This is a genomic window from Massilia cavernae (assembly GCF_003590855.1).
GTDB lineage: Bacteria > Pseudomonadota > Gammaproteobacteria > Burkholderiales > Burkholderiaceae_D > Telluria_A > Telluria_A cavernae.
The window spans coordinates 1-11,358 of record NZ_QYUP01000104.1 but is presented as its reverse complement, the minus strand read 5'-3'; the positions used below and the strand labels follow the sequence as shown (position 1 = coordinate 11,358).

Below are 11,358 nucleotides of genomic sequence, written 5' to 3'. Positions count from 1 at the left end.
CACCGGCGGCCAGGCTTACCGCCTGTACAGCGCGGTGCTGGCGCGCGCGGCCGACAAGGTCGGCCTCGGCTTCTGGATAGCCAAGCTGGACGAGGGCGTGCCGATGCAGGCGGTGGCCAACGCCTTTCTCAGCAGCGCCGAATTTACCAGCACCTACGGCAGCAACCTGAGCAACGCACAGTTTGTCGACAAGCTGTACCAGAACGTGCTGCACCGTCCGCTGGACCAGGCCGGCTTCGACTTCTGGGTAGCGGCCATCGAGCAGCACAACGTGTCGCGCGCCGAGATCCTGATGTCCTTCAGCGAAAGCAGCGAGAACAAGGACCAGGTGATCGGTGTCATCGGCAACGGCGTCGACTTCACCCTGTGGCAGGGGTAAGGACGCGCACTGGCATAATGGCGGCTTTACCGCGAGGATTCCAGTGAGTAACGAAGACCGTTTCGTCGATATCGAAATCAAGCTGGCGCACCAGGAAGACCTGGTTGAATCGCTCAACCAGATGGTGTACCAGCAAAGCCGCCGCATCGACCAGCTCGAAGCGATGGTCGCCGGCCTTGCCGAACACATCCGCACCAACGCCCAATCCGGCCCCGGCCCGCTGAACGAACCGCCGCCGCACTACTAGCCTTTGGCCCTGTCAACACAGGCCGCCGTTGCAACACATGCATACATTTTGCACCGTGACGGCTGAGTTCCATGCTGCTATGATCGAGCGCTCATGCGCTGCCTGTTACCCACAGGTAGCATTACCTTAGCGCTAGTGAAAGATGCCATGAACCGTCCCCAGATGCTTATCCTTGCCGCCAGCCTCGCGCTGGTGAATGTCTCCTACGCCGCACCGAAGGCGCCATCCGCCGCGGTGCTGGAAGCGACCAACCCGTTCGCCAAAGTAAGTACGCTGCCCTTCCACTACCCGGCGTTCGACAAGATCAAGGATGAGCACTTCCTGCCGGGCTACGCCGCCGGCATGCGCGAGCACCTGCGCGAGATCGACGCGATCGCCAACAACAAGAAGGCGCCGACCTTCGAGAACACCATCGTCGCGATGGAGCGCGCGGGCCAGCTGCTGACGCGCGTGGCCACCACCTTCGCCAACCTGCAGGGCGCGAACACCAACGACAAGCTGGACGCGATCGACCGCGAGATGTCGCCCAAGCTGGCCGCCCACAGCGACGCCATCTTCCTGAACGCGAAGCTGTACCAGCGAGTGAAGTCGCTGTACGACAAGCGCGAGAAGCTGGGCCTGGACGCCGAGTCGAAGCACCTGCTGGACCGCTACAACAAGGACTTCGTGCGCGCCGGCGCCAGGCTGTCGGCCGCCGACAAGGAAAAACTGAAGTCGCTGAACGGCGAGATCGCCGTCCTGCAAACCAGCTTCACCCAGAACGTGCTGAAAGAAACCAATGCACTCGGCCTGGTGGTCGACACCCGCGAAGAGCTGGCAGGCATGACCGACGCCGCCATCAACACCGCGGCCGAACAGGCCAAGGCGCGCGGCCTGGAAGGCAAATACGTGATCGCCCTGATCAACACCACCGGCCAGGCGCCGCTGGCCGTGCTGACCAACCGCACTACCCGCGAGCGCCTGCAAGCCGCGTCGATGCAGCGCGGCAGCCGCGGCGGCGAATTCGACAACCGCGACGAAGTGATCCAGCTGGCCAAGCTGCGCGCCGAACGCGCCGCGCTGCTCGGCTACCCGAACTACGCCGCCTACTCGCTGGAGAACGAAACCGCCAAGGACACCGCCGCCGTCAACAAGCTGCTGTCCGAGCTGGCCAAGCCGGCCGTGAATAACGCCCGCAAGGAAGCGGCCGATTTGCAAAGGGTGATCGACGCGGAGAAAGGCGGCTTCCAGGTCGCGGCCCACGACTGGGCCTACTACACCGACAAGGTGCGCGCCGAGCGTTACAGCTTCGACGAGAACCAGCTCAAGCCTTACTTCGAACTCGATAACGTGCTGGTGAAGGGCGTGTTCTTCGCCGCGAACAAGCTGTATGGCCTGTCGTTCAAGGAGCGCAAGGACCTGCCGGTGTATAACCCGGACGTGCGCGTGTTCGACGTGTTCGACGCTAACGGCAAGCAGATCGCCATCTTCCTGGCCGACATGTACGCCCGCAGCAACAAGCAGGGCGGCGCATGGATGAACGAATACGTGTCGCAGTCGTCGCTGATGGGTACCCACTCGGTGGTCGCCAACCACCTGAACATCCCGAAGCCGCCGGCCGGCGAGCCGACCCTGCTGACCTTCGACGAAGTGAAGACCACCTTCCACGAATTCGGCCACGCGCTGCACGGCATCTTCTCGAACGTGAAGTACCCGCGCTTCTCGGGCACCAACGTACCGCGCGACTTCGTCGAGTACCCGTCGCAGGTCAACGAGATGTGGATGATCTGGCCTGAAGTGCTGGCCAACTACGCCACGCACTACAAGACCGGCGAGGCGATGCCGAAGGAACTGCTGGACAAGGTGGTCGCATCGAAGAAGTTCAACATGGGCTTCATCACCACCGAATACCTGGCCGCGTCGCTGGTCGACCAGCGCTGGCACCAGATGACGCCTTCTCAGGTGCCGACAGACGTGCTGGGCTTCGAAGCGGCCGCGCTGAAGGATGCGGGCGTCGACTTCGCGCCGGTGCCGCCGCGCTACCGCACCACCTACTTCTCGCACGCCTTCTCGGGTGGCTATTCGGCGGGCTACTACGCCTACCTGTGGAGCGAGAAGCTGGACGCGGACACGGTTGAATGGTTCAAGGAAAACGGCGGCCTGCTGCGCAAGAACGGCGACCACTTCCGCAAGACCCTGCTCTCGCGCGGCGGCACGGCCGATGCGATGGACCTGTTCCGCAACTTCCGCGGACGCGACGCCAAGATCGAAGCACTGCTCGAACGCCGCGGCCTGACCGGCGAATAAGAAGCGCTGCGGCGCGGCCTCACGAGGGCCGCGCCGCTTTTATCTTTACTGAAAGAGACAAACATGAACCGTCCACAAATGCTGATCATCGCCGCCAGCCTGGCGATGGCCAACGCGGCCTTCGCCGCCCCAGCCGCCGCACCAACCGCCGCCACCCCTTCCGCCGCGGCGTTCGACCCGTCCAACCCGTTCGCGCGCGCCAGCTCCCTGCCGCTGCAGTACCCGGCTTTCGACAAGATCAAAAACGAGCACTTCGAGCCGGCCTTCGCCGAAGGCATGCGCCAGGAAGCGCTGGAAATGGCGGCGATCGCCAACAACCCGAAGGCGCCTACTTTCGAGAACACCATCGTGGCGATGGAACGCTCGGGCAAGCTGCTCGCCCGCGTCGGCAGCGTGTTCGGCAACCTGAACGGCGCCAACACCAACGACGGCATGCAGGCCATCGCCAAGAACCTGGCGCCGAAGATGTCGGCCCACAGCGACGCGATCCGCCTCAATGAAAAGCTCTACAAGCGCATCAAGACCCTGTACGACAAGCGCGACACGCTCAAGCTGGACGCTGAATCGAAGTTCCTGCTCGAGCGCTATCACACCGACTTCGTGCGCGCGGGCGCCAAGCTGTCCGCCGCCGACAAGGAAAAGCTGAAGGCGTTCAACTCCGAACTGGCGTCGCTGTCGACGACCTACGCACAGAACGTACTGAAGGAAGCCAATGCGGCCGCACTGGTGGTCGACACCCGCGCCGAACTGGCAGGCATGTCCGAGGCCGCCATCGACGCGGCGGCGGCGACCGCCAAGGCGCGCGGCATGGAAGGCAAGTTCGTGGTCCCGGTCACCAACACCACCGGCCAGGCGCCGCTGTCGGTGCTGACCAACCGCGCCACCCGCCAGCGCCTGATCGAAGCGTCGATGAGCCGCGGCAGCCGCGGCGGCGAATTCGACAACCGCGATGCCGTGGTCAAGCTGGCCAAGCTGCGCGCCGAACGCGCCGCGCTGCTCGGCTACGCAAGCCACGCCGCCTACTCGCTGGAAGACCAGACCGCGAAGGACACCGCATCGGTCAACAAGCTGCTGGCCGAATTCGCCAAGCCGGCGGTCGCCAACGCGAAGAAGGAAGCGGAAGAAATCCAGAAGATGATCGACGCCGAAAATGGCGGTTTCCAGGTGGCGGCGCACGACTGGTCGTACTACAGCGACAAGGTGCGCGCACAGCGCTTCGCCTTCGACCAGAACCAGCTGCGCCCTTACTTCGAACTGGACAACGTGCTGCAGAACGGCGTGTTCTACGCCGCGACCAAGGTGTACGGCTTGACGTTCAAGGAGCGCAAGGACCTGCCGGTGTACGACCCTGACGTGCGCGTGTTCGACGTGTATGAGGCCAACGGCAAGCAGCTGGCGATCTTCGTCGCCGACTTCTACGCCCGCAGCAACAAGCGCGGCGGGGCATGGGCGAACGCCTATGTATCGCAGTCGAAGCTGATGGGCACCAAGCCAGTCATCGGCAACCACCTGAACATTCCGAAGCCTGCCGCGGGCGAGCCTACGCTGCTCACCTACGACGAGCTGCGCACGATGTTCCACGAGTTCGGCCACGCGCTGCACGGCATGTTCTCGGACGTGAAGTACCCGCGCTTCGCCGGCACCCGCGTGCCGCGCGACTTCGTCGAGTTCCCGTCGCAGGTCAACGAGATGTGGGCGGTGTATCCGGAAGTGCTGTCGAACTACGCCAAGCACTACAAGACCGGCGAGGCGATGCCGAAAGAGCTGCTGGACAAGGTGATCGCCTCGAAGAAGTTCAACGAAGGCTTCCGCACCACCGAATACCTGGCGGCGTCGCTGCTGGACCAGCGCTGGCACCAGGTGGGCGCGGGCCAGGTCCCGACCGACGTGCTGGCGTTTGAAGCGGCCGCGATGAAGGATGCCGGCGTCGACTTCTCGCCGGTGCCGACCCGCTACCGCACCACCTACTTCTCGCACATCTTCGCGGGCGGTTATTCGGCCGGCTACTACGGCTACCTGTGGAGCGAGAAGCTGGACGCGGACACGGTTGAATGGTTCAAGGAAAACGGCGGCCTGTCGCGCAAGAACGGCGACTACTTCCGCAAGATGCTGCTGTCGAAAGGCGGCACCATGGACGCGATGGAAATGTACCGCAAGTTCCGTGGGCGCGATGCCAAGATCGAGCCGCTGCTCGATCGCCGTGGTTTGACCGCAAACTAAGCAGAAGGACGTAGGGCGGATAAGCTGAAAGCGCATCCGCGTGCCAGCGTCAACGAGACGCAAACATGCGGATGCGCATTCCGCTTATCCGCCCTACTTTTTTATCGTCGATACCGCTTGACCTGTCTACGCCCTGCGGGTTTATGCTTCACCCCATGACCGACGACGACTTCCTGCGCAGCTTCACTGCCTGCACCCTCCCGCCCGACCAGTTCAACCACGCTGGCCACATCCGCCTCGCCTGGATCCACCTCCAGCGCCATGACTTCGACGGCGCCGTCGAAGGCACCTGCCGCGGTATCCGCGCCTACGCCACCCATCTCGGCGCCACCTCCAAGTTCCACCATACGATCACGGTCGCCCTGCTGCACCTGCTGCGCGCCGGCGGCGCAACGGACCGCAACCTGAGCTGGTACCAGTTCGTCAACGCTAACCAGGCGCTGATGCACAATGCGCGCGCCGCGCTGGCGCTGCATTACTCCGACGCCCGCATCAACAGCGACGACGCGCGCCAGCATTTCGTCGAGCCCGACCTCGCGCCGCTGCCAGAATGAGCGCCAGCGACGAGGTGGCGCGGATTCGTGGCTGGGCTAGCGAATTCGGTGTATAAGTCCGGTATAGACTTTCTCGCAACCCATTCACAGGAAAAGCAGCGGCAATGAGTGTTCAGGCATTACACGGTATTACTTTAGAATCATTACTAACCCGGCTGGTTGAGCATTACGGCTGGGAGGAGCTGGGCAAGCGGATCGCAATTAATTGCTTCATCAGCGAGCCGAGCATCAAGTCCAGCCTGAAGTTCCTGCGCAAGACGCCATGGGCGCGCAAGGAAGTCGAGGACTTGTACCTGAGAACGCGTTTCACCAACTAGAGCGAGACCGACATGTTGAACGACGATGCATCGAACCTGAAGGAGCACCTGAAGAACCTGCACACCGACCTGGCGCATACCGGGGAGGTGGACGAGGAACTGCAGGAACTGCTGCGCCAGCTTGACGGAGACATCAAGAACCTGCTCGAGCGTCGCGCGGAGGAAGAGTACGAGGAGGGACCCGGGCCGTATGGGCTGGCCGAGCGCACGCAGGAGATTACGGCCAAGTTCGCGGTGCAGCATCCGAAGCTGGAACCGGCGCTGAGGGAGCTGGGGAAGATGCTACAGAACATGGGGATCTGAGGCGTCAGGACATCCGGATGGCAGAGTTGCATGGACTACCTGCAACTTTGACAATCTCGTCACAAGTGGTTGAAATTTAAGGAATTTTCTGCATCCGGATGGCTGCGGAAAATTGCCTGCACCCGGTTCCGGCACCTGTTTTCCGGTACAATACCGGCCAATGAGCTCCCCAACCAACCTGTTTGCGACCGTCCCGAAGCGGTCTAGCCGCGCTTCCGCCGCGCCTTTCCTGCCCATGTCCCGTGCGGAGATGGACAAGCTCGGCTGGGACCAGTGCGACGTCATCGTCGTTACCGGCGACGCCTACATCGACCATCCGAGCTTCGGCATGGCCCTGATCGGCCGCGTGCTGGAAGCGCAGGGTTTCCGCGTCGGCATCATCAGCCAGCCGGACTGGCATTCGGCCGACCCATTCCGCGCGCTCGGCAAGCCACGCCTGTTCTTCGGCATCACCGCCGGCAACATGGACTCGATGATCAACCGCTACACGGCTGACCGCAAGATCCGTTCGGAAGACGCCTACACCGCCAACGGCGAGCCCAACAAGCGCCCGGACCGCACCGTGACGGTATACGCCCAGCGCGCGCGCGAAGCCTATTCGGACGTGCCGATCATCATCGGCTCGATCGAAGCCTCGCTGCGGCGTATTGCGCATTACGATTACTGGTCCGACAAAGTGCGCCGCTCGGTGCTGCCGGACTCGAAGGCCGACCTGCTGCTGTTCGGCAACGCCGAACGCGCGATCGTCGACCTCGCGCACCGCCTCAATGCGGGCGAAAACATCAAGGACATCCGCGACCTGCGCGGCACCGGCTTCATGGTTCCCGCCGGCTGGCTGCCGGGCGACGACTGGTCGGTGCACAATTCGACCCGCGTCGACGTGCCCGGCAAGGTGGAAGCGCATCCGGACCCGTACGCGATGGCGCCGGAAGACAAGTCCGGTTGCGCCACCGAGGCGCAGGCCAAGGAAGCTGAAGTAGTCAAGCCGATCCGCATCATGACGCGCGAAGAGCGCCAGGCCCTGGCCAAGGAAAAGCACGACAAGACGGTGGTGCGCCTGCCGGCCTACGACGTGGTCAAGGACGACCCGGTGATGTACGCCCACACTTCGCGCGTGTTCCACCTGGAATCGAACCCGGGCAACGCGCGCGCGCTGGTGCAGGCGCACGGCGAACGCGACGTGTGGCTGAACCCGCCGCCGCTGCCGCTGCAGATGGACGAAATGGACGGCGTGTTCGACCTGTCGTACGCGCGCGCCCCGCACCCGAGCTACGGCAAAGCCAACATCCCGGCGTGGGAAATGATCCGCTTCTCGGTCAACATCATGCGCGGCTGCTTCGGCGGCTGCACCTTCTGCTCGATCACCGAGCACGAAGGCCGCATCATCCAGAGCCGTTCGGAACCGTCGATCCTGCGCGAAATCGAGCATATCCGCGACAAGACCAAGGGCTTCACCGGCACGATTTCCGACCTGGGCGGGCCGACCGCGAACATGTACCGCCTGCAGTGCAAGGACAAGAAGATCGAGGAAAGCTGCCGCCGCCTGTCGTGCGTGTACCCGAGCATCTGCGTCAACCTGGGCACCGACCACAGCAAGCTGATCTCGGTGTACCGCAAGGCGCGCGCCATCCCGGGCATCAAGAAGGTGCTGATTTCGTCGGGGCTGCGCTACGACCTGGCCGTGCGTTCGCCGGAATACGTCAAGGAACTGGTGACCCACCACGTGGGCGGCCTGCTGAAGATCGCGCCCGAGCATACCGAAGAAAACACGCTGACCAAGATGATGAAGCCGGGCATCGGCGCTTATGACGAGTTCAAGCGCATGTTCGACAAGTTCTCGCTGGAAGCGGGCAAGAAGCAATACCTGATCCCCTACTTCATCGCTGCGCACCCGGGCACGACCGACGAAGACATGCTGAACCTGGCGCTGTGGCTGAAGAAAAACAACTTCCAGCTGGACCAGGTGCAGACCTTCACGCCGACGCCGATGGCGATGGCGACGACGATGTACCACACCCGCAAGAATCCGCTGCACAAGGTGACCGAGGATTCGGAAGTCGTGGAAACCGCGCGCAGCGGCAAGATCCGCCGCATCCACAAGGCCTTCCTGCGCTACCAGGATCCGGAAAACTGGCCGCTGCTGCGCGAGGCGCTGGCCAGCATGGGCCGGGGCGACCTGATCGGCAACACCGAGAAGCACCTGATCCCGGCGCCTGGCGGCAGCATCGACGACGTGACGCCGTCGCTGCGCGATGGCCGCCGCGGCATCGGCCGCGCCGACAAGTTCGCCCAGCCGCAGAAGCGCAACGTCCCGCGCGGCGCGACCTCGACGCCGTTCGTCGCGCCGGAAAGCAAGGTCCGCCCGTCGATCCTTTCGACCATCAAGACCAAGGCCAAACCGGCCGCGGCCGCGAAGGGCGCCCGTCCAGGCAGGAAGTAACGCTTCACGTTCCCTTAGATCGGTAGATCGGGGACAGACCGGGTCACGCTGACCCCAGCATCGGGGACAGACCCCGCGTTTGGGGTCTGTCCCCGATGCTGGGGTCTGTCCCCGATTTTCTGTTTCCAGAATATACGGAACGTTGTTCGCAGGCACGGTGACTATTGTTTTTCTACGGCTGAAGTCGAATTTACGTACAATCTCACGCATGTATTGCCTTGGCGCATGCGTATTTGCGCGCTCTTTCGATGACTTCTTTGTGTCTGGCCGATAGGACGATTGCCGCCCTCGCCAACCTGCGCCGGGTTGCCGTGCTTTCGCTCGCCCTCGCGGCGCTGCCGGCCCAGGCGCTGGAGCAGGTGACACTACAGCTCAAACACCTTCACCAGTTCCAGTTCGCCGGTTATTACGCCGCCGTCGAGAAAGGCTATTACCGCGACGCCGGCCTGTCGGTCCGCATCCTCGAGGGCAGGGACGGCAACGAGCCGGAACGCAGTGTCCTCGACGGCAAGGCCGAGTACGGCGTCGGCAGCAGCAGCCTGCTGCTGGCCCGGCTGGCCGGCAAGCCCGTCGTGGTGCTGGGCACGATCTTCCAGCATTCGCCCTACGTGCTGCTGTTGCCGCGCCGCGCCGAAGGCACCAACCTGCACAGCATCGTCGGCACACGCGTGATGATCGGCTCGCTGACCGACGAGCTGACCCAGGCCGACGAGGTGGCCGCCTATCTCAAGAAGGAGGGCATCCCGCTTTCCAGCCTGCTGCGCGTCGACCACAGCTTCAATCCGCTCGACCTGGCCGACGGCAGGGTCGATGCGATGTCGGCCTATGTCACCAACGAGCCTGATTACCTGGACCGCATCGGCTTCGTCTACGATGTGTTCAGCCCGCGCGCGGCCGGCATCGACTTCTATGGCGATAACCTGTTCACCAGCGAACGCGAGATCGCGGCGCATCCGGAGCGGGTCAAGGCCTTCCGCGCCGCCAGCCTGAAGGGCTGGGCGTATGCGATGAGCCACCACGAGGAAATCGCCGACCTTATCCTGGCCAAGTACACCCGCCGCAACGACCGCCGCCACTTGCTGTTCGAGGCGCGCCAGATGGTGCCGCTGGTACAGCCGATGCTGGTCGAACTCGGCTACACCAATCCCGACCGCTGGCGCCACATCGCCGACATCTACGCAGACCTGGGCATGCTGCCCAGGAACGTCGCGTTCGACGGCTTCCTGTACCGTCCCGATCCGCCAATGCACGTGACTTGGCTGTTCCGGGTGCTGGCGGCGGCCACCGCGGTGATGCTGGGCGGCGCGGCGATCCACTTCTGGCTGCTGGCGCGTGAACGCAAGCGCGCGCGAGAGACCATCCGCAAGGGCGAGCGCCGTTTCCGCACCATGTTCGAGGAGGCGCCGATGGGTATCGCGCTGATCGATTCGGCCACCGGCGAGTTCAAGGACGTCAATCCGCGCTACGCCCAGATCACCGGCCGCTCGTTCGACGAGATCCGGCGCGGCAGCTGGGCCGATTTCGTGCACCCGGACGATGCGGCCAGCGACGTGGCCCGCCTCGGCAAGCTGGGCGCCGCCGCGCCGGCGGGTGAGAAGGCCACCGCGCGCCTGCTGCGGCCGGATGGCTCGGTGGTGTGGATCGACATGTCGGTGGCGGCCATCGAAACCGAGTCTCAGGTCCATCCGCATCACCTGTGCATGATCGAGGACGTCACCGAAAAGAAGAAGTCGGAGGCGATGATCTGGCAGCAGGCGAACTTCGACACGCTGACCCAGCTGCCGAACCGGCGCATGTTCCACGACCGCCTCGAGCAGGACATCGCCAAGAGCCAGCGCGAGGGGAACCGCACTGCGATCCTGTTCATCGACCTCGATCACTTCAAGGAGGTCAACGACACGCTCGGCCACCACCAGGGCGACATTTTGCTGATCGAGGCGGCCCAGCGCATCCGCAGCTGCGTGCGCGCGACCGACACGGTGGCGCGCCTGGGCGGCGACGAGTTCACGGTGATCCTGGCGGGGCTGGACGATTCGGGACGGGTGGCGATGATCGCCCAGTCGATTCTCGACGTGCTGCAGTCGCCGTTCGCGCTGGGGCAGGAGCAGGCTTTCGTGTCGGCCAGCATCGGCATCACGCTGTACCCCGACGACGCCGCCGGCGTCGGCGACCTGCTCAAGCACGCCGACCAGGCGATGTACGCGGCCAAGGGCGCGGGCCGCAACCGCTTCAGCTACTTCACGCCGGCGCTGCAGGTGGCGGCGCTCAACCGCATGCGCCTGACCAACGACCTGCGCGGCGCGATCAAGGGCGACCAGCTGCGCGTGTACTTCCAGCCGATCGTGCACCTGCGCAGCGGCCGCATCCACAAGGCCGAGGCGCTGGTGCGCTGGCAGCATCCGCAGCGCGGCCTGGTCAGCCCGCTGGAGTTCATCCCGCTGGCCGAGGCGAGCGGCTTGATCAACGAGATCGGCGAGTGGATGTTTCGCGAGTCGGCGCGCTGGGCGCGCCGCTGGCGCAACGAGCACCATCCGGATTTCCAGGTCAGCGTCAACCAGTCGCCGCTCGAATTCCAGCGCGAGGCCGAGGGTTACGAGCGCTGGTTCGAGCAC

At 64.1% G+C, this 11,358-nt stretch carries 9 protein-coding genes; all 9 read left to right on the top strand.

All coding sequences use genetic code 11. The features are described 5' to 3' along the window. Nucleotides 1–379 (top strand): DUF4214 domain-containing protein (locus D3872_RS10670; RefSeq protein WP_119810752.1); only part of this gene is annotated, 379 nt, incomplete at its 5' end. A gap of 43 nt (nt 380–422) precedes the next feature. Further along, nucleotides 423–626 carry a SlyX family protein gene (locus D3872_RS10665; RefSeq protein ID WP_119810751.1) on the top strand — a complete coding sequence of 68 codons (204 nt, stop codon included), beginning with the start codon at nt 423–425 and terminating at the stop codon, nt 624–626. A 147-nt stretch (nt 627–773) separates the two neighbouring features. Continuing rightward, complete coding sequence (locus tag D3872_RS10660; protein ID WP_229459266.1) at nt 774–2,912, top strand: M3 family metallopeptidase; 2,139 nt, start codon at nt 774–776, stop codon at nt 2,910–2,912. Nucleotides 2,913–2,975: 63 nt separating this feature from the next. Then, nucleotides 2,976–5,132: a M3 family metallopeptidase gene (locus tag D3872_RS10655; protein WP_229459265.1), complete on the top strand. Its 2,157-nt coding sequence runs from the start codon at nt 2,976–2,978 to the stop codon at nt 5,130–5,132. 155 nt (nt 5,133–5,287) lie between these two features. Then, complete coding sequence (locus D3872_RS10650) at nt 5,288–5,686, top strand: hypothetical protein (RefSeq protein ID WP_119810748.1); 399 nt, start codon at nt 5,288–5,290, stop codon at nt 5,684–5,686. A 104-nt stretch (nt 5,687–5,790) separates the two neighbouring features. Beyond that, nucleotides 5,791–6,003, top strand: a complete 213-nt coding sequence (locus D3872_RS10645) for a VF530 family protein (RefSeq protein ID WP_119810747.1) — start codon at nt 5,791–5,793, stop codon at nt 6,001–6,003. A 12-nt stretch (nt 6,004–6,015) separates the two neighbouring features. Then, complete coding sequence (locus D3872_RS10640) at nt 6,016–6,306, top strand: DUF4404 family protein (RefSeq protein ID WP_119810746.1); 291 nt, start codon at nt 6,016–6,018, stop codon at nt 6,304–6,306. A 160-nt stretch (nt 6,307–6,466) separates the two neighbouring features. Beyond that, the gene (locus D3872_RS10635) at nt 6,467–8,746 is read left to right on the top strand and encodes a YgiQ family radical SAM protein (protein WP_119810745.1); all 2,280 of its coding nucleotides are present in this window, start codon (nt 6,467–6,469) and stop codon (nt 8,744–8,746) included. 248 nt (nt 8,747–8,994) lie between these two features. Further along, nucleotides 8,995–11,358: diguanylate cyclase domain-containing protein (locus D3872_RS10630; protein WP_119810753.1), on the top strand; the 2,364-nt coding region annotated here is incomplete at its 3' end.

Bases quoted from the DNA above. Each gene is read 5' to 3' on its own strand.
- D3872_RS10645 (WP_119810747.1), top strand. From the start codon at position 5,791: ATGAGTGTTCAGGCATTACACGGTATTACTTTAGAATCATTACTAACC.
- D3872_RS10635 (WP_119810745.1), top strand. From the start codon at position 6,467: ATGAGCTCCCCAACCAACCTGTTTGCGACCGTCCCGAAGCGGTCTAGC.
- D3872_RS10655 (WP_229459265.1), top strand. From the start codon at position 2,976: ATGAACCGTCCACAAATGCTGATCATCGCCGCCAGCCTGGCGATGGCC.
- D3872_RS10640 (WP_119810746.1), top strand. From the start codon at position 6,016: ATGTTGAACGACGATGCATCGAACCTGAAGGAGCACCTGAAGAACCTG.
- D3872_RS10650 (WP_119810748.1), top strand. From the start codon at position 5,288: ATGACCGACGACGACTTCCTGCGCAGCTTCACTGCCTGCACCCTCCCG.
- D3872_RS10660 (WP_229459266.1), top strand. From the start codon at position 774: ATGAACCGTCCCCAGATGCTTATCCTTGCCGCCAGCCTCGCGCTGGTG.